A 21,469-nucleotide genomic window follows, 5' to 3' on the forward strand; every position below is an offset into this window, starting at 1 on the left:
CCTCCGCGCGAGCGTTTTCGGCTGCTTTGTGCGGGTGTTCGGCCATGTGCTGGGTGTCGGGCGGCGGTAGGTCTGTACCATCTGGCTGGTGCTGGGACTGTCGGCGCGTTCGCCGCTCGTGCTGCCGTGGGCCACGCTCGTGCTCGCGGGGCGGTTCGTGCTGCCGCTCGCGCTGTGGTTCACCGTCGGGGAGCTGCTGCGCTTCGGGGTGCTGCAGGGGGGCTACCGGCTCAGCGAGGTGAAGGGCCTCGCCGCGAACGTCGCTCCGCTGCTCACCGTCAGCCTGCTGGTGATGATCACGCTGGGCGTCACGGTGGCGATGGTGCACTGCGTCCGCGAGGGCCTGGCGGTCGTGCACGCGCGGGAGGACGACGGGGAGCTCACCCCCTGGGCCGTCGGGAACGACGAGCGCGTGAGCGGTGCGATGAGCCGGGCCGTCCTGCCGTTCGTGATCTTCTACCTGGCCTGGGGGATGCAGAGCGAGGACGCCAAGGAGTTCGCGGCGACGGCGCAGAGCGAAGGGTTCGCCGAGGGCGGGCTGCAGGGGCACATCGAGGGGCTGGGGATGCTCCTGGAGCTGGAACGCCACCTCGCCCTGGCCATCGGGCTCACGGTCGGGTTCCTGGCGCTCAAGCTGCTCGCCGAATGGCTGCTGCAGGACCGGCTGCCGACGTCCGGCGGCGCGGTGCTGGCGTTCTTCGAGGTCAACTTCGCGCTGTTCGGCATCTTCACGATCGACGAGCTGCGCAAGGCGGCGGGTGACTGGATCACCGGCCGGGAGGCGTGGCGGGCGCTGGCGGACGCGACCGGCCCCCTGCTGGACCTGTGGCCCCCGTTCCGGTACGCGGTGCTGGGCGGCCTGCTCTGGCTGGTGATCGCCGGGGTGGTCCTGGGGCTGGACGCCGGCGACGAGCGGGTCGTGCTGGGCAGCGGCCGCGCCGCGCGCCGGTTCACCCGGGAGGCGGGGATCGAGCGGCACAACAGCCCCCGCGAGATCCTCACCCGCGGCATCCGCGACCTGGTCGTCCCCGCCTGGTACGGGCTGCGCCTGGTACGCCGCTCGGGAGTGGTGCCGTTCGGGGCGTTCTGCGCGCTGTTCATGGGCCTGTACGTCGCGGAGGACCTCGTCAAGCGGCAGGTGTTCGAGCTCATCGGGGCTCATCCGCTGGAGTGGTGGCTGCCCCGCCAGGGGATGGTCGGGTTCGGCACCGGGATGGTCTTCGAGATCCTCCGGATCTGCCTGCTGGCCGCGACGTTCAACCTGGTGATGGCCAGGGTCAACGCGCGAAACGCAGCAAAGGCAGTGGGCCCTTCTGCCGGGGCTGCTCCGGCGGCCGCACCTCAAGGGCCACGGAGTTCGCCTTGGAGCGGGGCAGCGCGACCGTGACGGTCAGCTTGGTCGCCGCGCCCGGACGCGGCGGGGTGAGCGTGGAGCCGCGTCCCGTCCACACGTGCCCTTCGGCGTCGGTCACCCGGTAGCCGAGGCCGTACGAGGTCAGCAGCTTGGCGCCGGCGTCGTTCATCGGCTTGACGGCGACGGCCAGCCGCAGCTCCGCGACCTCGGGGCCCTGGCCGAGCGGGGGCCCGGCGACGGACTGCGCGTACAGCCGCCACCGCACGTCGTTCCAGGTGGCGACCGTTCCGCGCGGAACGGTCGTGACCTTCTCGGGCCGGTCCTGGGCGACCCTGTCGGCGAGGTTGTCGTCCACGATCCAGCGCAGGCTCAGCAGGACGGGGACCAGCGTGATCAGCGCGATCGCCTCCAGCACGCGCCGGTCCCGCGGGGAGAGGACCTGCCGCCGCTCCTCCGCCTCCTCCCGCGCGGGTTCCTCGCCGGCGGGGTCGGGACGGGTCCGCTCGAACGGGTCCTCTTCGGCCGGCTCGGGCGGCCGGTACGCGTGGCGGCCCGTCATGGCCGCGCCCTCGGGTCGTACGACTCGGCCGCGCCGCCGAGCAGCTCGGCCGCCTTCGCGCCGGTGAGGCCCAGGTCGATGTCCGCGGCGGCGGAGAGCTGGGGGAGCAGCCCGCCCGTGCCGACCACGAGCCGCGCGCCCGCCACGGCGTCCCGCGGCACCTCGAAGACGTACGACGACCTGGACCACAGCAGCGGCTGGTAGTCGTTGGCGGTCGGCGCGCTCACCCCGAGCCGCGGTCCCGGCCGGAACGTGAACCCGTCCGGCGTCTCCAGCACGACCGATTGCAGCTTGACCGGCTCCTTCCGGGCCATCGCCTGGAACCCGACGATCAGGAAGATCCCCTCGGTGCGTTCGGGGGCGCCGAGGGTGGACTTGAGCGAGCGGGCGGCGGTGACGCTGTCCACCCGGACGCGGAAGTCGCCGGTGGAGACGACCGCGCCGACCCGGCCCTCGGTGCGGATCGGATCCAGCTCCTTCGCCTGCACGCCGGGGCGTACCGCGTACAGCCACATCGCGGCCGCCAGCAGCGCGGTGCCGGTGATCGCGGCGCCGCCCCGTACGAGGATCATCCGCGCCTTCATCCGGCCGCCACCGGAAGCGTGAGGCGCCCGGCCATCTCGCCGCGCTCCGTCTGGACCCGCCACTGGTACGTGCTGTCGGAGAAGCCGGGCTCGTACTCCCAGTTCCGGAGCCCGATCGTGAACTGCTTCGGCGCGTCCGCGGGGCCCGCCTTCCACATGACGGACGCCTCGACCGGCAGGCCCGGCTGGACGTAGGTGGTCTTCGAGCCGGAGACCAGGCCCTCGACCTCGTCCGGCTTGACCCACTTGCCGGCCTTCGTGCGGGCGGCGATGCCGCCGCCCAGCCCGCCGCCGCCCAGGGACGCGGTGTCCTTGCCGGTGTTGACCACGCGCATTCTCACGACGATGTAACGCTGCCGGCTCGTGCCCAGGCCGGCCTCGACCGTCGCCATCCGCGCGTCCCGTACGGTCACCGTGAAGCGCCCCTGGTCGATCGGCTTCCCGGCGGCCTTGACCGGCTGCCGCGGCGCCTCCTTGAGGCCGCCGGTGATCCATAGCACCGCGACCAGCAGCGACACCCCGCCCGCGACCGCCAGCGGCACGGCGAAGCGCCGCCGCGGCCGGTCCTCGGGCGGAGGCCCCGGCGGGGGCGGCGCGAACGCGGGAGAGGGTGCGTGCACCCGCCAGATGGTAACGCCCGCCTTACCGACCTCCGGAACGAACGGGGACAAATGTCTGCAACGGCCGCCGCGTACGCCCCGGTACGGCCACGACTGGTCACTATGCTCCACAGACGCGGAACGACCACGGAGGGGAAGGCCGGTTTGACCGAGTTCTCTAGTGCGGACCTGGACCGGGTCCTGGCCGACGCCCGCGAGACGCTGGCGGCGATGCGCGCCGACGGGGAGATGACCACCGAGGGGGTCGGCACGGACGCCGCCGGGCAGATCACGGTCACCGCCGAGCGCGGGCGGCTGCGGAGCGTCGTCCTGGAGCCCGGGGCGCTGGAGCTGGCTCCGGCGGAGCTGGGCGAGCGCCTGGTCACGGCCGTGAACGCGGCGCTGGACGACCTGCGTCCCAAGGCCGGCGGCGCCGGGACGCCGAAGGCCGCCAAGAAGAAGCCGGCGAAGAAGGCCGCCGCGAAGAGCACGGCGGCGAAGAGCGCCCAGGCCAAGGACACGGCGGCCAAGGACACGGCGGCCAAGAGCACGGCGGCCGGGCCGGATTCGGCCGAGCAGGGGCTCCAGCAGATGGAGCAGATCACCCAGGCGATCAACGACGCGCTCGCCAAGATCGGCGGCGGCCGGTGACCCGGCCGGTACGGGTGGTCGCGATCCTTTAGAGTCGTGTTGCCGTTCCAGAGGGGCATCAGGAGAGTACAAGCATGCGCGTAGCGGGACTCGTGGCCGGCGCCGGATGTGTCGTGCTGACCACGGCGCTCGCGCCGCCGGTGCTGGCGGCGCCGGCGGCCGCGCCGGTGCAGTGCAATCCGGCGCAGGGCCAGCCGGCGAACCAGATCACGCAGCAGCCGTGGCCGCAGCAGCGCCTCGACTTCCAGGAGGCGTGGAAGGTCACCCGCGGCGAGGGCGTGACGGTCGCGGTCGTCGACAGCGGCGTGAGCGCGAGCCACCCGCAGCTGCGCGGCCGGGTCGTCGCGAGCTTCGACGCCACCAAGACCACCCCGAACGACTGCTTCCAGCACGGCACGGAGGTCGCCGGCATCATCGCCGCCGCCGACCAGCGGCAGTCGCGCGGGGTGCCGTTCGTCGGGGTGGCGCCGGGCGCGAAGCTGGTCAACGCCAAGTTCACCGCGGGCGAGAGCACCCAGGACAACACGCTGCTGCCCAAGGCGATCCAGTGGGCCGCCGACCGGGCCGAGGTCATCAACGTGTCCGTGGCGGCGCCCGACACCCCGGCGCTGCGCAAGGCCGTCCTGTACGCGCAGCGGAAGGACGCGCTGATCGTGGCCGCCGCCGGGAACGTGACCGACCAGCAGAAGGGCCAGGAGCAGAAGGCGTTCCCCGCCAGCTACCCGGGCGTGCTGTCGGTCGCCGCCGCCGACGTGAACGGCACGATCGCCAACTTCTCCAACCTCAAGACGCGCGTGGACGTGTCCGCGCCCGGCGAGGGGATCATCTCCACCGGCCCGACCGGCTACATCGGCGGCCTGGGCGGTACGAGTTTCGGGGCGCCGTACGCGTCCGGGGTGGCCGCGCTGGTCCGCTCCCGGCACAAGAACCTCACGTACCAGCAGGTCATCGACCGGATCAAGGCCACCGCCGAGGGCGGCAACGGGACCGGCAGCGGCAGCGGCATGATCAGCCCGATGCAGGCGGTCACCGGACTGGTGAACCCGGGCCAGGCCGGCGGCGGCGCCCGCCGGGCGGCCGGGCCGATCGACATCGGCGGCGAGATCCCCGAGGACGGCCGCACCCGCGGCATCGCCGGCACCATCGCCGCCGCGACCATCATCCTGGCCGTGCTCGTCGCGTTCGGCGGCGCGGTCGTCCCCCTGGGCCGCCGCCGCGGCTGGCGCCCGGGCCGCGCCCGCGTCGCCGCCGGCGACCAGGACTGACGGCCGCACGGCGGCACGGCGAAACGGCGAGGGCCTCCACCGGAGATCGTTCCCGGTGGAGGCCCTCGCCGTTCTGACGGGCCGTACGCCCCGTACGCCCCGCTAGCGCTGCGGCCGGTTGTCGGGGTCGCCGACGTAGGCCGTCTGGATCAGGCGCTTGCCGGTACGGCGGTCGACGAACATGCCGCGGCCCTGCGGCAGCGGCTTGGGCCGCACGTCGCCGAACAGCGCGCCCTCGTCCTTGCTGCCCGACATGACCAGCGCCGGGCTGGCCATGTCCTTCATCCGCTGGATGACCGGGTCGAACATGGCCCGGCCCGCGCCGCCCATCGAACGGGACAGGATCACGTGCAGGCCGATGTCGCGGGCCTGCGGCAGCAGCTCGGCGATCTGCGCGATCGGGTTGCCCGACGGGGTCGCCACCAGGTCGTAGTCGTCGATGACCAGGTAGAGGTCCGAACCCGTCCACCACGAGCGGTTGCGCAGCTGCTCGGGCGTCAGGTCGGACGGTGGGAGCCGGGCCACGAGCGCCCCGTTGATGTCCTTGAGCAGGCCGTTCGCCGCCGTGGACGACGCGGCGTACCCGATGACGTGGTCGCCCTCGGCCACGTCGAGCAGCGCCCGGCGGTAGTCGACCATGATCAGGCGGGCCTCGTTCGGGGTGTTCCGCGCCTTGATCGACTGGACGAGCAGCTGCAGCAGGTTGGACTTGCCACACTCGTTGTCGCCGACGACCACGAAGTGCGGGTCGTTCTCCATGTTGAGCAGGACGGGCGACAGCGTGTCCTCGTCGATGCCGATCGGGATGCGCTTGCCCGTGTCGGCGGCCTGCGGGAGCTGCGCGGCGGGCAGCACGTCGGGCAGCATCCGCACCGGCGGCGCGCCCGGCCGGCCGCGCCAGCCCGCCTGGACGGTCTCGACCAGCTGCCGCATGCCGTCGGCGACGTCCTCGGTGGTGGCGCGGCCGTCGATACGGGGCAGCGAGGTCAGGAAGTGCAGCGACTCGCGGCTCAGCCCGCGGCCCGGCCGGCCCTCCGGCACGTTCACCGCCATCTTGCGGTTGATCTCCGACTCGTACGGGTCGCCGAGCTTGAGCTCCAGCCGGGTGCCGAACAGGTCGCGGATCGTCGTGCGGAACTCCGACCACTTGTTCGTGGCCGCCATGATGTGGATGCCGAAGCCGAGGCCGCGCGCGGCCAGGTCGGTGATGGCCGACTCGACCTGCTCGAACTCCGACCGCACCGTCAGCCAGTTGTCCACCACGAGGAAGACGTCCCCGAACCCGTCGCCGGAGATCTCCCCGGCGGCCCGCATCCGGCGGTACGCGGCGATGCCCTCGATGTTGCGCTCGGTGAAGTACCGCTCGCGGGCCTCGATCAGCGCCGACACCTCGGCGACCGTACGGCGGACCCGGTCGGGGTCGAGGCGGGTGGCGACGCTGCCGACGTGCGGCAGCCCCTCCAGCCCGGCCAGCGAGCCGCCGCCGAAGTCGAGGCAGTAGAACTGCACCTCCTGCGGCGTGTGCATGAGGGCCAGCGAGGTGATCAGCGTCCGCAGCGCGGTCGACTTGCCGCTCTGCGGCTGGCCCGCGACGCCCACGTGCCCGGCGGCGCCGGACAGGTCCAGCCACATCGGGTCGCGGCGCTGGTCGAACGGCCGGTCGACGATGCCCGCGAACGCGTGCAGCCGGCCGCGGCCGTCCCAGCCCGCGGTGGTGAAGCCGAACTCCTCGGTGTGCTGGAGGTTGGGCAGCACCTGGTCCAGCGTGCCCGGCTCGTCCAGCGGCGGCAGCCAGATCTGGTGCGGCTCCGGCCCGGCGTTGACGAGCCGCCCGACGACCAGGTCGAACAGGCTCTCCTTCGGGCCCTCGTCGGCCGGCTTGGCCTGCTGCTGCGGCTGGTCGGGCTGCTGCGGCTGCTGCGGCCGGATGTAGTCGGGGCCGAACGCCACGATCTGCGGCGGCGCCGTGCGCTGGGCGGCCTGGCCGTTCTGGCCGCGCTGCCCGTTCTCCGGCTCCGGCTCGTACGGGCCCGACACGTACGCGGCGCGGAACCGCGTCATCGTCTCCGTACCGACCTTGAGGTAGCCGTGGCCGGGGGCCTGCGGCAGCTCGTACGCGTCCGGCACGCCCAGCACGACCCGCGACTCGGCCGCGGAGAACGTCCGCAGGCCGATCCGGTACGACAGGTGCGTGTCCAGGCCGCGCAGCTTGCCCTCCTCGAGGCGCTGCGAGGCCAGCAGCAGGTGCACGCCCAGCGACCGGCCCAGCCGGCCGATCATGACGAACAGCTCGGCGAAGTCCGGCTTGGCCGACAGCAGCTCGGAGAACTCGTCCAGCACGATGAACAGCGTCGGCATCGGCTTGAGCGGCGCGCCCTGCTCGCGGGCCTTCTCGTAGTCGCGCAGCGAGGCGTAGTTGCCGGCCGCCCGCAGCCACTCCTGGCGGCGCACCATCTCGCCGTGCAGCGCGTCGTACATGCGGTCGACCAGGGGGAGCTCGTCCTCCAGGTTCGTGATGATCGCCGAGACGTGCTTGAGGCCGTCCATGCCGAGGAACGTCGCGCCGCCCTTGAAGTCGACGAGCACGAAGTTCAGCGTCTCGGACGAGTGCGTCATCACCAGCCCGAGCACCAGCGTCCGCAGGAACTCCGACTTACCGGCACCGGTCGCGCCGATGCACAGGCCGTGCGGGCCGAACCCGCCCTGCGCGGCCTCCTTGATGTCCAGCTCGACCGGCCGGCCGTCGGGGTCCACGCCGACCGGGACGCGCAGCCGGTTCCGCGGCGCCCGCGGCTGCCACGCCGTCCGCGGCTCGATCGCGCGCGGGTCGCCGACCTGCATCAGCGTCGTGAGCGTCGTGGACGCCGACAGCACGTCCATCTCCTCGACGCCGCCGCCCGCCGCCGCGCTGGCGCGCAGCGGCGCCAGCTGGCGGGCCAGGCCGTCCGCCTGGATCACGGTGAGCTGGTCGGGCCGGCCCAGCATGGTCGGCACGTCCTTGCCGGTACGGTCCCGGCGCAGCATCGCCATCTTGTCGGCGGCGACCCGCAGCCGCAGCATCGTGTTGTCGGCCGTCGGGTTCACCGAGTCGCCGCCGATGTCGATCACGCAGACGCCCTCGATGCCGTCCGCGCCGATCTGCGAGTCGGGCGTCACCTGCCCGCCGTCCACCACGATCACGTGGTACGGCAGGTCGTTCGGCGACAGCCCCGGCGTGAACCGCGGCCGGTCCTTCAGCTCGCCCGCGAGCATCGCCTCCAGCATCGACAGGCTGGGCGCGATCAGCCGGACCGGGCCGGCCGCGTCGTTCTCGGTGGGGTGCATCGCGTGCGGCAGCCACTTCACCCAGTCCCACTGCGGCACCGCGTCCCGCGACGCGCACACCGAGATCCGCACGTCGTCGGGGGAGTGGAACGTCGCGATCTGGACGATCATCGCCCGCACCATGCCGCGGATCACGTCCGGGTCGCCCATCGGCATGATCCGCGCGAACGACGGCATCGACGCGGCGATCGGCAGGTTCGGCACCGTCGAGTGCGCCCGCACGAACCGGCGCAGCGCGCCCGCCGTCATCGGCTCCAGGTCCTCGATCGGCTTGGTCTCCGGCGGGACGACCTGCACGGCCAGCTTCTGCGGGCCCGCGCCGATCCGGATGTTGCCGAAGTCCTTGTCGGTCGGGCGGCGCTCCCACAGCCGGGCGCTCATCACCAGCGACCACAGCGACTCCGGCGGCGGGCTGTTCCACTCCAGCGCCTCGCGCTGCTGCTCGGCGGCCCGCCGGACCTTGCGCCGCGCCTGCGACAGGTAGCGGTAGTAGTCGCGCCGCTCGCCGTTCAGCTTGAACTTGCGCTCGCCCGCGCCGCGGCCCATCTGCCCGATCATCATGACGCCCATGGCGATCGCCATGCCGCCGCTGCTGATCATCATCATCGGGTTCCGGGCGCCGCCGCCCAGGAACATCAGCCCCATCATGACCGGCATCACGATCATCGGGACGTACATCAGCACCTGCTGGAAGCCGCCGCTCTGGGCCTCCGGAAGCTCCGGGGGCGACTCCAGTAGGATCTCACCCTTGGGTGTCGGCGGGGCCTGTCTGCGCTGCTGCCGCCGTACGAGGACGGTACTCACGTGGGGGTTCCTCCGGGGGCCTCATCTGACCGTTCGGCGATTCGGGCACGCCACATGCGTATCCGAATGAATCTAGCGGTTGATTTCGCATGATCGGAGCGAACATTCTAGGCTCCGCGCTGTGACCGCCCGGTGTCACCATCAGGGAGGACTGGACCACTCGTGAACTCGCCGGCTGCCCCCCCGCTGTGCAGGGTGACGATCGTCGCGCCGCGACGCCGTGTCGACCTGTCCATGCCGACCGATGTGCCCCTGTCGTACATGCTCCCCACGCTGCTGCGCGCCGCGGGCGAGAACCTCGCCGACGCCGGGCTCGCCCACTCCGGCTGGGTCTTGCAGCGTCTGGACGACGCCCCCTTCGACCCCGCGCGCGACCTGAGCGCGCTGGGCGTGCGGGACGGGGAGATCCTCTACTTCCGGCCGCGGTCGGCGCAGCTGCCCGAGCTGGCGTTCGACGACGTCGCCGACGTGATCGCCAGCGGTATCAAGGAGCGCTCCGACCGGTGGCGGCCGACCACCACCCGCTCGTTCGGGATGGGCGTCGCCGCGGCGGCGCTGCTGGTCGGCGCCGTCATCATCGCGCTGTCCGGGCCGCCGTGGATCGTCCCCGCGATCGCCGCCGGCATTGTGGCGCTCATCACAGTGGTCGCGTCCGGCGCGCTGTCCCGCGCGTTCGGCGACGCCGGGGCCGGCAAGATCCTCGGGTACGCGGCGCTCCCGTACGCGTTCCTCGCCGGGCTGCTGGCGCCGGCCCGCAAGACGCTGGAGATCACCGATCTCGGTGCCCCGCACATGCTCGCCGGCTGCGGCGCGCTCGCCCTGACCGCCATCATCGCCGCGTTCCTGATCGTCGACGGGCTCCCGACGTTCCTCGGCGTGGCCATCGCCGCGATGCTCGGCGCGATCGGCTCGGTCGTCGCGTTCTTCGTCGACGGGCTGGAGCCCGCCGGGATAGCGGCCGTCGCCGCCGTCATCGCCATGGCGTTCACCGCGGCCATCCCGGCGCTGGCGTTCCGGCTGGCCCGGCTCCCGCTGCCGCCCATCCCCACCAGCGCCGAGGACCTCAAGAACGACACCGAGACCGTGGACGGCCGCAGCGTGCTGTCCCGTACCGGCGCGGCCGACGCGTTCGCGACCGGCCTGGTCGCCTGCATCTGCATCACCGCCCTCGGCGCCCTGTTCTTCCTCTTCACCGCCGACGGCTGGGCCGCCGCGGCCACCACCGCCGCCATGTCGCTGTCGCTGCTGCTGCGCTCGCGGGTGTTCCGCAGCGTCGCCCAGCGGAGCTGGCTGATGGTCTCCGGGCTCACCGGGCTCGCCCTGCTGACCATCGGCACCGCGCTGGACTACGGGCAGGCCGTCTCGCTGGCCGCCGCGCTCGTCCCGCTGCTGCTGATCAGCGGCATCGTCGTCGGGATGGTGATGTGGCTGCCGGACAACCGTCCCACCCCGTTCTGGGGCCGGGCCGGCGACATCATCGACATGATCGTCGTCATCACGCTGATCCCGCTGGCGCTCTGGGTCCTGGACATCTACTCCCGCGTCCGCGGTCTGGCGGGCTGACCCGATGCAGAACCGCCGAGACCTCTATCAGGCGCACCGCCTGATGATGCAGCGCGTCGGGCTCGCCCTGCTGAACGGCGAGCCCGACGTCGCCGAGTCCCCCATGCGCCGGCTCTCCGTCGGCGTGCTGATCGGCGTGGTGATCGCGGTCGTGCTGGCCGGCGTCTTCGGCATCTGGGGCATCCTGCGCCCCGGCGGCGCCAAGGGCCTCGACCAGGGCGGCATGGTCATCATCGAGAAGGAGACCGGCACCAAGTACGTCTTCGACACCAACTCCAGGAAGCTGCTGCCGGTCGCCAACTACGCGTCCGCGCTGCTGGCCGTCAACAAGAAGGGCGCGCAGACCCGTACGGTGTCGCGCAACTCGCTCACCAAGTTCGAGCGCGGCCCGATGATCGGCATCCAGGGCGCCCCCGACTCGCTGCCGGCCGCCAAGCAGCTGCTGCGCGGCCCGTGGTCGGTGTGCGTGCGCGAGGCCGACGCGGGCAACGGCGTGAAGCGCCCGATGACCGCGCTCGCGGCCGGCCGGAACATCGGCGGCCGCGCCCTCCCGGCGAACGAGGCGCTCGCCGTCCAGGCCGGCGGCCAGAACTGGGTCATCTGGAAGGACCGCCGGATGAGCCTGAAGATCCCGGCGGCGCAGGTCTCCGCGCTCACCGGCGGCGCCCAGCCCGCCCAGGTCGCGCCCGTCTGGCTCAACTCCATCCCGGCGACCGGCGACTTCGCCGCCCCGCAGATCACCGGCCAGCGCGGCAAGGCGGTCAGCGGCCCCGGCGGCCAGCCCGCCCGGGTCGGCCAGGTCTTCAAGGCCAACACCGGCGGCGGCGTCAACTGGTACGTCATGCTCGAGGACGGCATGTCGCAGATCTCCGAGACGCAGGGCCGGATGCTCCTCATCGACCCCGCGACCAAGGCCGCGTACCCCGGCCGGCTCGCCGAGGCGCTCCCGACCGACCTCCCGTCGGCCACCTCGATGCAGTCCCGGACGCGCCTGTTCAGCGACGCCCTGCCGGCGACCATGCCGAAGTTCGCCTCCTGGACCACGACCGACCCGCTGTGCGCGGTCTACTCCGGCGGGAACTCCGCGACCGCCCAGCTCACCATCGGCGGCACCCTCCCGGCCCCGTCCCAGACCGCCCTCGGCGCGGGCTCGGCCGGCGGCGGCGCGTCCGTCGACCAGCTGGTGCTGCCGCCCGGCGGCGCGTCCCTCGTACGCCTCACCCAGAGCGGCGGACAAACGAATACCGCGGGTGCCGCCGGGTCGTTGTCCATCATCAACGACCAAGGCATTCGTTTCGCCATTCCGTCGGCCGAAATTGCGGCCAATCTAGGTTATGACGCAGCGAAGGCCGCTCCGGTTCCCGCGAGTGTCCTACATCTCATCCCCGCAGGTCCGGCCCTGGATCCGAAGGCCGCCGCGATGCCCGTACAAAGGTCCAGTTCATGACCGTGACGGCCCATGAGGTGGGACGTGCGTGCCGGAAGGTTAGGGACCTGTGATGACCATTTCTCTCGACAATGCGTGGGTGACCCCCTATCGTATGTGAGTAATTTGGGTCACCGGAGGCGTCCCCCAGCGGCCTCTCCCCGCCGAGGCTTGCGCGGCTGGTTGTGTACGGGGGCATTACAGGACCGCGTGATTCGCACATCGCAACGGAGGTGAACCATGGGCCAGCAGTCCGCACAGGACAGAGAGGCCATGGGCCAGGCGGCCCAGGAGATCGAGAACTCCGCCGGCATCATCAAGGGCCTGCAGACCAAGCTCGACGGCCAGAAGTCGCAGCTGATGTCGGGCTGGCAGGGCGCGGCCGCCGGCTCGTTCGACCGCGTGTTCAACGAGTTCCAGACGCAGATGCGCAAGGTGCTCGGCGAGCTGGAGTCGATGCACGGCAAGCTCGTGGACACCAAGATCCAGTACGAGGCGACCGAGCAGGAGCAGGAGGACGCGGCCAACAAGATCGCGAGCCTGCTCAACGGCACGACCTGATCGCCCCCTGACTGGATCTGACACCGGAGGACTCGAATGAGCTACACCAAGGCGAACTTCGGTGCCCTGCAGCAGGCCCAGGCGGACTTCACGCTCGCCTACCGCGCCCTGCAGGACACCCTGAACGACCTCGAGAAGAGCCTCGAGAGCAAGCTGAGCCAGTGGGAAGGCTCGGCCGTCCAGGCGTACTGGCAGCACAAGGCCGAGTGGGACAAGGCCGCCAACCACATCGGCACCGTCCTCAACCAGCTGGGCGTCGTCATCGGCGACGCGCACAGCAACTACTCCGACGCCGAGCGCCGCAACGCCGGCCTCTGGGGCGCCTGATAGCCGACCTGGTGGTGTGACGTCGTGCGGTCCTCCGAGGGCCGCACGACGTCGCGTCCCAGAAGGTTCATCGGTCAGACGGATACCGGAAGGTGAGCCGTGGGTTACCACAGCAGCGGGCAGTACCAGGACACGTACACGTACAGCGAGAGCAGCCTCGCCAGCTACTCGGACGAGCGGATCAGGGAGCTCTACGACCACTACAAGGCGGCGGGGACGCTCGGCGACCACCCGAAGCTCCAGCACCAGTACAACATCGTCCAGAACTCGGGCGAGCCGCCGAAGGTCGAGGACTACAACGGCCAGAAGCGCGAGACCGAGCCGAGCGACAAGTGGGGCAAGAAGGCCGAGGACGGCTACGACGTCGACCCCGACGAGCTGCGCACCCTGCGGACGACGATCCTCAACGAGCTGGACGACCTCAAGGGCCAGCTGAACGCGGTGAAGAACGCCAAGGGGTTCACGGCGGACAAGGTCGGCGGCGGTGACATCGGGGCGACCTGGGTGGGCATGGCCACCAACGCCGGCACGGTCTTCGGGACGAACTTCGACAACATCATGGGCAGCATCGAGGCGGTCGCGGAAAGGCTGCGGACCACCGCCGACGCCTACGAGGAAGCCCACAACAAGACACAGCAGTCGACGGGGAACGTGCAGATCTAGCGCGGGATCCAGCGCGGGTAGGCACGATCGCTTTGTCGGTAGGAGACCGGACGGGGCGAACTTCCCAGATCGAGGGCGAATCTCGACTCCCCGCCCTGCGTTTTCGCGGGCTCTGGGCAAGTGCGGGTGTTACTGCGAAAGGGCAAAGACGATGGGTGAGCAGTGGCGTACTACGAACGTCTACCACGACAAGGCGGAGACTAATCCCCAGGCCCCCGGGGACATCAAGTTCAGCCAGGTCAAAGAGATCCTGAAGAAGATCGACCCCAAGCCCGTCACGGACGCCTCCGACGCGTACCTGAAGGCGGCGAACGCCCTGGCGGCCTACACCACGACGCTCGAGGGCTACGCGGACAAGATCATCAAGCACTGGAAGGGCGAGAACGCCCAGAAGGCGCTCGACCAGCTGGAGCAGGTGCACCGCACCGCCCGCAAGATGTCCGACATCAGCCTCCGGACCTCGAACTCCTTCGGCTGGTACGGCACCGAGATCCTGCCCTGGTACAAGTCCGTCGGCGAGACGATGGAAGACGGCTGGGACGACGACGACTCCGACGACAACCGCTGGGCCAAAGAGAAAATTGAAAAGCTCTACATGCGGACCGCGGAGTCGCACAACAACACTCCGCAGGAGGTCGAGGAGGACCTGCCGAACCTGAAGGGCGGCAATGAGCCGCCGCCCGGTGGCGGCGGCAATCTGCCCGGTGGCGGTGGCAACATGCCCGGCGGCGGTCCCGGCGGAATGCCCGGTGGCGGGCCGGGCGGCATGCCCGACGGCGGGAAGTTCCCCGGCGGCGACAGCAGCCCGTTCTCCGCGGCCGACAACAACCGGAACCCGCACCTCGACCCGGGCGCCATGCCCGACCGCAGCAACCTGGCGGGCATCGGCAGCGACGCGGGCTCGCCGTCGTTCGGCGCCGGCGCCGGCGGCGGGAGCAACCTGTCGAGCATGGGCGACCCGACGGGCATGGGAGGCGGCGGTGGCGGCGGCCTTCCCGGCGGCGGTGGCGGCGGCGGCAACTTCCCCGGAGGTTCGCCCGGCGGTCTCGGGTCCGCGGGCATGGGCGCCGGCGGGATGGGCGCCGGAGGCTTCCGGGGCGCCGGGGCCGGTGCCGCGGGCCGCGCGGGCATGCCGATGGGCGGCATGCCGATGGGCGGTATGGGCGGCCAGGGCAACCAGGGCGACCAGGAGCGCGAGCGCGAGACATGGCTCACCGAGGACGAGGACGTCTGGGGCGCGGACGATGACACCGCGCCGCCCGTGATCGGCTGAACGGCGGCCGTTTCGCGACGGGCCGTCCCGCCCCGGTGACTCCGCGGAGTCACCGGGGCGGCTGACTCGCGGCAGCGGCTGACGGTACGGTGTCGAACGCACGTGGCGGAGAGCGTTTCGCGTTCAGATCGCGGCAGGGAAGGTTTCAAGGTGCGACGGCTGATTCGGTTCGCCTCAGCGGCGTCGGCGGTGGCTCTGGCTCTGGGCACGGCCCCGGTCACTGCGGCCCACGCCTCACCGGTGAGCGCGCGCCAGTGGTGGTTCGACTCCTGGGCCATCGAGAAACTGGTGTGGCCGAAGACCAAGGGCGCCGGCGTGACCGTCGCGGTGCTCGACACCGGGGTCGAGGCCAGGCTCCCGGACATGAGCGGGGCGATGGTCCCCGGCAAGGCGTTCCGGACGAGCGGTGACGGCAGCACCGACACCGAGGACGCCGGCGACTTCGGCCACGGCACCGGGATGGCCAGCCTCATCGCGTCGCGGGGCACCAAGACCGGTTTCATGGGCGTCGCCCCCGAGGCGAAGATCATGCCGCTGGCGACCCCGGGCATCTCCGACTCGTCCTCGCCGGACGCGATCAAGTACGCGGCCGACAACGGCGCCAAGATCGTCAGCATCTCGCTCGGGTCGTCGGCGGGGAACTACCCGCACCAGTGCCCTCCGGACATGCTGGAGGCCATCGGCCACGCGGCGAAGAAGGACGTCATCATCGTCGCCTCCGCGGGCAACGAGGGCTCCACCGGCAACCGCCCGGTCTTCCCCGCGTCGTGCCCGGGTGTCGTGGCGATCGGCGCCATGGACAACAAGGGGCAGGCCTGGGCGAGCACCCAGCGCCAGGACTACGTGACCCTCTCCGCTCCCGGGGTGAACATTCCCGCGCTGAGCCAGGACGGCAGGGTCTGGCCGAACGGCAACGGCACCAGCCACGCGTCGGCCCTGGCCGCGGGAGCGTTCGCGCTGCTGCGCAGCGAGTTCCCGCAGAAGTCGGCCCGCGAGATCGTCCAGCTGGCCACCAACACGGCCAAGGACTTCGGCCCGCCAGGGAAGGACAACAGGTTCGGCTACGGCACGCTGAGCCTGCGCACCGCACTGACCCAGCAGGTGCCCGCGAGCGCCCCCAACCCCGTGTACGAGCGGCTGGACAAGGCGCTGGCGGACACGAAGCCGGCGAAGACCAAGCCCGCGGCGGCGGAGGAGTCGTCGGGGACGAGCCCGCTGCTCATCATCGGCGGCATCGTCGTCGTGCTCGCGGTGGTCGGCGTGGTGCTCTTCCTCTTCCTGCGCCGGGGCAAGAAGTCGGGGCCGCAGGCTCCGCCGCCGCCGGGCTTCGGCGGTCCCGGCGGCCAGGGCTACTTCAACGCGGGGCACGTGCAGCCGCCCGCTCCCGGCATGGCACCGCCGCAGCCGCACGGCCAGCAGCCGCCCGTTCCCGGCCAGGGAGCGCCGCAGCCGCCGTACGGGCAGGCCCCCGCAGGCGGCCCGCAGGGCCCGCCGCAGGGTGCTCCCCCTGGTGGAACGCCTCCGCAGAGCTAGCTGAACCGCGCGTACCGGCCCGGCCCGCGATCGAATCGGGGGCCGGGCCGCGGCGTGCCGGTGACCCGCCGACAGAGCCCAGTGAAGGGACGGACCGTGCGATTCGGGGTCGAAGAGGAGTTCTTCGTCGTCGACCGGGCGACCCGGAGCGTGGCGCCCCGCGCCATGGAGGTGGTCGCCGAGGCGAGGAAGCCGCTCGGCTCCCGGGTGGACGGCGAGGACACCCTCCTGCAGGTGGAGAGCCGGACACGACCCCGTACCGCCGCTGCCGACGTCGCCGCCCAGCTCCGGGAGGGGCGTTCATGGCTGGCCTCCGCGGCCGCAGGCAAAGGGCTCGCCGTCGTCGCCAGCGGTACGCCCGTCCTGGGCGATGCCCTTCCCGCTCCGCTGAACGAAGGGGAGCGGCTGGAGGCCGCGCGCGCCACCGTCCGGGGGCTCCTGGACGAGAGCGTGTTCTGCGCGGTGCATGTTCATGTGGAGGTGCCGGACCGGGAACGGGCGCTGCTGCTGAGCAACCACATGCGCCCTCACCTGCCCGTGCTGCTCGCCCTCATGGCGAACTCCCCGTACTGGTCCGAGCGGGACACCGGCTATGCGAGCTGGCGGCCGCTCCTCTGGAGCCGCTGGCCGGTCGCGGGACCTCCTCCTTACTTCCGGTCGGAACGGCACTACGACGACCTTGTGGCGAAGATGCTCGAAGCGGAGGCGCTCACCGACGAGGGGGCCGTCCATTGGGACATCCGTCCTTCGCGGCGGCATCCGACCCTGGAGGTCCGGGTCGCCGACGTCCCCATCACCGCCGATGAGTCGGCCTCGTACGCCGCGCTCGTACGGGCCTTGGCCCAGAGCCTGCTGCCCGCGGTGGAGCGGGGCGAGCCCGGGCCGCGGCTGGAGCCCGAGTCGATGCGCCTGGCCTACTGGCGCGCCGCCCGGGACGGCTGCTCGGGGTCCGGCGTCGACGTGCGCACCGGAGAGCTCGTACCGTTCGGCGAACTCGTTCGGCGCACGCTGGACGTGGCCGCGCCCGCACTGGAGCGGAACGGCGAACTCCGGCTCGTCACGTCCTGGCTGCGACGCCTCGACGAGTCCGGCGATGGGGCGGCACGGCAGCGCCGCGTCCGGTCCGAGCGCGGCACCCTGTCGGCGGTCGTCGACCACCTGATCGAGCGGACCGAGAACGGCACGTTCCTCTAGAGCGGCGTCACCCGGCGCACCGCGCGCATGCCTTGAGGGCGGCCAGCACGTCCCGCGCGGCCACCTCCGCCCCGGCACGAGCCGTCGGCGTGTCGATCGGGCCGGCCTCGTCGCCCTTCTTCTCCGCCGGCTGGACCGTGTGCGCGTACTCGACGGTGACCAGCACGTTGCGAACGCGCGCCGTCACGACGACCTTGCTCGTCCCGACGGACGCGCCGCTCGACTGGATCGGCCGGGCGAACGCCTGGTCGCCGAAGCCCTTGAGGGGGAACGGCCGGTCGAACTCGAGTCTCACCGGGCTCTGCGTGCTGCGGCCCGACCCGGAACGCGCCGCATCCCATTCGGTCTGGTACGCGCCCTCGGCGAGAGCGGTCCCGGCCTTGCCGCCGCCATCGAGCATCAGGCGCATGCCGACGGCGAAACGGTGGGACGAGAGCGCCCCATCGGGCTCGCCGGTCAGAGGCTCCTTCCACTCGCAGGAGCCCTGCCGCTCGCCCGCGGCCGCCTTCCCCCCGGAGGGCTCACCGGCGCCGGCTCGGGGAGCGTGCCTTTGCAGGGTGTTCTTGGAGAGCGTCGAGCACACGTCGGGCAGGGAGGCGTACTGCGGTGCGGCCTCAGAACCGGAGCGAACGGCCAACCCCAGCAGAAGCGCGCCGACGAGCAGCACCGCGCCCGCCGCGATCCCGGCTTGCAGGAGACGGCGCCGGGACCGCTCCGGTGGCGCCGCCTCGTCCAGCGCCTCGGGCGCTTCCGGGGCCGCCGGTTCGCGGGGGGACCCGTCCAGGCCCTGCTCCGGGGCGACGAGCGCGGGACGCGGCGGCCGTGCGGAGGGCTCGGCGTTCTCGGTGGTCGAGCCGTCATCGGTCACGGGTGGCTCCAGATCGTTCAGCGCGGCAACGTCAGAACTCTAGAGCCGTCGTAGTGCGGCGAGGCCCCTCCGTGAGGTTCTCCGGGCGGCCCGCTTCGCCTAGCGTGGGACGCCCCGCGATGATCAAAGCTAAGGTGGCGACGGCGCTCGCATTCGATCGCGGCGGGCGGCCCGGCAGGAGTGAAGGGAACCCATGAGCACGGAAGACCCCGAACGCTCGGAGATGTCCCGGCGGTTGAGCGCGTGGCACTTCGAGTGGGTGGAGCGGCACGGCTTCGACCTCGATGACGACGAGGCCACCCCCGAGGCCATCGCCGAGTACGAGCGCGGCGCTCGGGAGATCATGGGCCGGGACCCGGAGACCGGGCTGCGTCCGGGCACTCCTCCGGGGCGGTACCGCAGGCCTCCGCGCTAGCCGTTCCGGCGGGTGCGGCCGGGGCGTGACCGGGATCACATCGGCGAAGTGATCTCGTCTGAACTCGTCCGGTCCGTGCTGCGTCCCACCCTTGGAACGCCATGGCTCCCACGTCGCGGACGGTGTGCCGGTGAGGCCGGATATCAGAGCGTGACGTATGGCGACATAGAGGTTGCGTGCCATTGGTCTTGACGCGAAGATGGCTGACCATCTGTGGACACGGGGGCTTGCGGGCTTCAAGGTGAACATCGGCTTGTGAGGGGTTCGGCTGCATGCGCGAGGAATGGCAGGCGCACATCGATGAGCTGCTCGAACGGTACAAGGAGCAGCGGCAGCAGCTGAAGGACCTCCAGGAGCGGATCGAGTCGGTTGGCGCGACCGGCGAGGCGGCCGACGGGATGGTCAAGGTCACGGTCGGTGCACAGGGCCAGCTGACGAACGTCGAACTCGACCCCCGCGTGTACCGCAAGCTCGCCTCCGAAGAACTCGCCGAAGCGGTGCTGGCCGCCTCGCAGGACGCGTTCCGGAAGGTCGGAGAGCAGCGGCGCGAGGCGATGGCCGGAGCGGTTCCCGAGGAGATGCTCGGCGGGGACGTCGACAAGCTGCTGCCCGCGGACCTCACCAACATCGACGCGGTGATCCAGCGCTACGGGCTGCGTGGCAAGTGAGCAACGAACTCCGGGTAGAGCGGGACGCGCTCAAGCGCGCGGGCGACGGCTTCAAGGCCGGTGCGGATTCGCTGGCCGCGGCGGGCAGCAGCCTTGAGGGCAAGCTGTCGGCCGAGGGCAAGTGCTGGGGCGCGGACGAGACCGGCCAGGCGTTCGAGAAGGACTACGCCAAGAACGCCCAGGACGTGCTCAAGATGATCACGTCGATCGTCGAGAACCTCGGGCAGATGAAAGAGGGGATCGACCGGATGGCCGGCACCCTCGGGGACGCCGAAGACGCCTCCGGAGGTCGATGACCCATGGGAATGGAGATTCCCGACTCGGTCAAATGGCTCTCCTGGATCGTCGGCTCGGACTGGCCCGAGGGCGACGAGACGGCGATGCGCCGGTGCGCGGAGGCCTGGCGCGACGCCGGTGTGAACATCGACGGCATCGTGGACGAGCTGACGGTGGCGGCCACCAAGGTCCTGTCCACCGTCGAGGGCGACGGCGCGGACTCCTTCCGGTCCAACTGGGAGAAGTACGTCGACGTCGACCCGATGATCTTCCCCAAGCTGATCGAGGCGTGCGACCAGCTCGCCGAGGCGCTCGACGGCGGCGCGCTCGAGATCGAGTACGCCAAGTACATGTTCATCGCCCTGTTGATCATCACGGCGATCGAGATCATCATGCTGATCAACGCGGCGTTCGCGACGTTCGGCGCGTCCACGGCCGCGATCCCGGCCACGCAGGTGGCGGCGCAGATCGCCAGCCGTACGATCGGCCAGACGCTGCTCAAGGCCATCGCCCGGGGCATCCTGATGGGCGTCATCGAGGGCGTCGGCCTCGACCTCGCGATCCAGGGCCTCCAGATCGCGCAGGGCAACCGCGACGGCGTGGACTGGAAGAAGACCGGCATGGCCGCCCTGGACGGCGCCATCGGCGGCGCCCTGTCCGGCGGCATCGGGCACGGCCTGGGCAAGACCGGCGCCCTCGGCGACAACGCCGCCGACTCGGCGCTGGGCGCGATGGGGCGCGGCGCGCTGCGCGAGGGCCTGGCGGAGTCCATCAGCGGCGTCGGCTCGGCGGTCGCCTCGGCCGCCATCTCCGGCGAGGGCCTGACGGCCGAGGGCCTCGCCAAGGCGGCGACGTCCGGCGCGTTCGGTGGCGCGGTCGGCGGCGGCAAGAACGGCCTCGACCTGCACCTGCCCGACACCAACATGGGCGGGAACAACCCTGGCGGCGGCAACGACCCGGGCGGCGGCAACGACCCCGGCGGTGGGAACGACCCCGGCGGTGGGAACGACCCCGGTGGCGGTAACGACCCGGGCGGCGGTAACGACCCTGGGGGCGGCAACGACCCTGCGGGTGGCAACAATCCCGGTGGCGGAAACGACCCCGTCGGAGGCAACAACCCGGGCGGCGGGAACGGCCCGTACGGCGGGAACAACCCCGGCGGCGGCAACGACCCCGGTGGCGGCAACAACCCCGGCGGCGGCGGGGGGAACAACTCTGGCGGCGGCGGTGGTTCGCAGACGGCCGGTGGTGGGGGCGGTGGCTCCAACCCCGGCGGCGGCGATGGCGGCGGCGCCCTGCCTCGGGGCGGCGGTGACGGCGGCGGCCCGTACCAGAGCGTCAGTAGCGGCGACGGCGGCGGAGGCGGCGGCGGTGGCAACCGGATCGCGGCACTGCTGAGCGGCGACGGCGGCGGAGGCGGAGGCGGCTCCGCGCTGGCCGGCGTCGGCGGGTCCGAGGGCGGCGGTTCCGCGGCGGCTGCGTCCGCCGGTGGCGGCGCCGCGGCGGGAGGCGGTGCCCCCGCGGGTGGCGGCGCCGCTCCGGTCGGCGGCGGCGCGATGGGC

At 71.9% G+C, this 21,469-nt stretch carries 19 protein-coding genes and 1 pseudogene; 15 read left to right on the top strand and 5 right to left on the bottom strand.

Going from position 1 to position 21,469, the window contains the following annotated elements; translation table 11 throughout:
- Positions 1–88: 88 nt before the first annotated feature.
- Positions 89–1,387: a hypothetical protein gene (locus AB0881_RS34385; protein ID WP_366623856.1), complete on the top strand. Its 1,299-nt coding sequence runs from the start codon at positions 89–91 to the stop codon at positions 1,385–1,387.
- Here AB0881_RS34385 and AB0881_RS34390 read toward each other — a convergent pair.
- Genes AB0881_RS34390 through AB0881_RS34400 form a run of 3 tightly spaced genes read right to left on the bottom strand, consistent with a single transcriptional unit; the run spans position 1,278 to position 3,117 of the window.
- Positions 1,278–1,913 carry a hypothetical protein gene (locus AB0881_RS34390; RefSeq protein ID WP_366623858.1) on the bottom strand — a complete coding sequence of 212 codons (636 nt, stop codon included), beginning with the start codon at positions 1,911–1,913 and terminating at the stop codon, positions 1,278–1,280. The genes AB0881_RS34385 and AB0881_RS34390 overlap by 110 nt on opposite strands.
- Positions 1,910–2,485 carry a hypothetical protein gene (locus AB0881_RS34395; RefSeq protein WP_366623860.1) on the bottom strand — a complete coding sequence of 192 codons (576 nt, stop codon included), beginning with the start codon at positions 2,483–2,485 and terminating at the stop codon, positions 1,910–1,912. The genes AB0881_RS34390 and AB0881_RS34395 overlap by 4 nt, the downstream gene beginning before the upstream one ends.
- 8 nt (positions 2,486–2,493) lie before the next feature.
- Positions 2,494–3,117, bottom strand: coding sequence for a hypothetical protein (locus AB0881_RS34400; protein ID WP_366623862.1), 624 nt, complete (start codon positions 3,115–3,117; stop codon positions 2,494–2,496).
- Positions 3,118–3,261: 144 nt separating this feature from the next.
- Between AB0881_RS34400 and AB0881_RS34405 the strand changes: the two genes are divergently transcribed.
- Both AB0881_RS34405 and AB0881_RS34410 read left to right on the top strand, forming a co-directional pair.
- Positions 3,262–3,747, top strand: a complete 486-nt coding sequence (locus AB0881_RS34405; protein WP_366623864.1) for a hypothetical protein — start codon at positions 3,262–3,264, stop codon at positions 3,745–3,747.
- 74 nt (positions 3,748–3,821) lie between these two features.
- Positions 3,822–5,012: a S8 family serine peptidase gene (locus AB0881_RS34410; RefSeq protein ID WP_366623866.1), complete on the top strand. Its 1,191-nt coding sequence runs from the start codon at positions 3,822–3,824 to the stop codon at positions 5,010–5,012.
- A 102-nt stretch (positions 5,013–5,114) separates the two neighbouring features.
- Here the strand turns inward: AB0881_RS34410 and eccCa are convergent, their stop codons facing one another.
- Positions 5,115–9,140, bottom strand: coding sequence for a type VII secretion protein EccCa (gene eccCa / locus AB0881_RS34415; RefSeq protein ID WP_366623868.1), 4,026 nt, complete (start codon positions 9,138–9,140; stop codon positions 5,115–5,117).
- 195 nt (positions 9,141–9,335) lie between these two features.
- On the opposite strand from eccCa, the gene eccD reads away from it, so the two are divergent.
- The 8 genes from eccD to AB0881_RS34455 all read left to right on the top strand — a co-directional run bounded on the left by eccD (position 9,336) and on the right by AB0881_RS34455 (position 17,680).
- Positions 9,336–10,703 (top strand): type VII secretion integral membrane protein EccD, encoded by a 1,368-nt coding sequence (eccD, locus tag AB0881_RS34420; RefSeq protein ID WP_366623870.1) that lies wholly within the window; start codon positions 9,336–9,338, stop codon positions 10,701–10,703.
- Positions 10,704–10,707: 4 nt separating this feature from the next.
- Positions 10,708–12,150 (top strand): type VII secretion protein EccB, encoded by a 1,443-nt coding sequence (gene eccB, locus AB0881_RS34425; RefSeq protein WP_366623872.1) that lies wholly within the window; start codon positions 10,708–10,710, stop codon positions 12,148–12,150.
- A gap of 219 nt (positions 12,151–12,369) precedes the next feature.
- Complete coding sequence (locus AB0881_RS34430; RefSeq protein ID WP_366623874.1) at positions 12,370–12,690, top strand: WXG100 family type VII secretion target; 321 nt, start codon at positions 12,370–12,372, stop codon at positions 12,688–12,690.
- A gap of 36 nt (positions 12,691–12,726) precedes the next feature.
- Entirely contained in the window at positions 12,727–13,017 is a 291-nt protein-coding gene (locus AB0881_RS34435) for a WXG100 family type VII secretion target (protein WP_366623875.1), read from the top strand.
- 99 nt (positions 13,018–13,116) lie between these two features.
- The gene (locus tag AB0881_RS34440; RefSeq protein ID WP_366623876.1) at positions 13,117–13,680 is read left to right on the top strand and encodes a hypothetical protein; all 564 of its coding nucleotides are present in this window, start codon (positions 13,117–13,119) and stop codon (positions 13,678–13,680) included.
- Between the two features lie 151 nt (positions 13,681–13,831).
- Positions 13,832–14,953 (top strand): hypothetical protein, encoded by a 1,122-nt coding sequence (locus tag AB0881_RS34445; RefSeq protein WP_366623878.1) that lies wholly within the window; start codon positions 13,832–13,834, stop codon positions 14,951–14,953.
- 240 nt (positions 14,954–15,193) lie between these two features.
- On the top strand, positions 15,194–16,486 hold the full coding sequence (locus tag AB0881_RS34450; protein WP_366623880.1) for a S8 family serine peptidase: 1,293 nt from the start codon (positions 15,194–15,196) through the stop codon (positions 16,484–16,486).
- 96 nt (positions 16,487–16,582) lie between these two features.
- Complete coding sequence (locus tag AB0881_RS34455; RefSeq protein WP_366623882.1) at positions 16,583–17,680, top strand: glutamate--cysteine ligase; 1,098 nt, start codon at positions 16,583–16,585, stop codon at positions 17,678–17,680.
- A gap of 7 nt (positions 17,681–17,687) precedes the next feature.
- Here AB0881_RS34455 and AB0881_RS34460 read toward each other — a convergent pair whose 3' ends face one another.
- Positions 17,688–18,548, bottom strand: coding sequence for a hypothetical protein (locus tag AB0881_RS34460; protein WP_366623884.1), 861 nt, complete (start codon positions 18,546–18,548; stop codon positions 17,688–17,690).
- A gap of 193 nt (positions 18,549–18,741) precedes the next feature.
- Between AB0881_RS34460 and AB0881_RS34465 the strand changes: the two genes are divergently transcribed.
- The 4 genes and pseudogenes from AB0881_RS34465 to AB0881_RS34480 form a co-directional block, all read left to right on the top strand.
- Positions 18,742–18,963 (top strand): hypothetical protein, encoded by a 222-nt coding sequence (locus AB0881_RS34465; RefSeq protein WP_366623886.1) that lies wholly within the window; start codon positions 18,742–18,744, stop codon positions 18,961–18,963.
- A 272-nt stretch (positions 18,964–19,235) separates the two neighbouring features.
- Positions 19,236–19,631 (top strand): YbaB/EbfC family nucleoid-associated protein, encoded by a 396-nt coding sequence (locus tag AB0881_RS34470; RefSeq protein ID WP_366623888.1) that lies wholly within the window; start codon positions 19,236–19,238, stop codon positions 19,629–19,631.
- Positions 19,628–19,927, top strand: a complete 300-nt coding sequence (locus AB0881_RS34475) for a hypothetical protein (protein WP_366623890.1) — start codon at positions 19,628–19,630, stop codon at positions 19,925–19,927. The genes AB0881_RS34470 and AB0881_RS34475 overlap by 4 nt, the downstream gene beginning before the upstream one ends.
- 3 nt (positions 19,928–19,930) lie before the next feature.
- Positions 19,931–21,469, top strand: a pseudogene (locus tag AB0881_RS34480) (hypothetical protein); the annotation flags it as partial.

Source organism: Spirillospora sp. NPDC029432, from assembly GCF_040703975.1.
Lineage (GTDB): Bacteria > Actinomycetota > Actinomycetes > Streptosporangiales > Streptosporangiaceae > Spirillospora.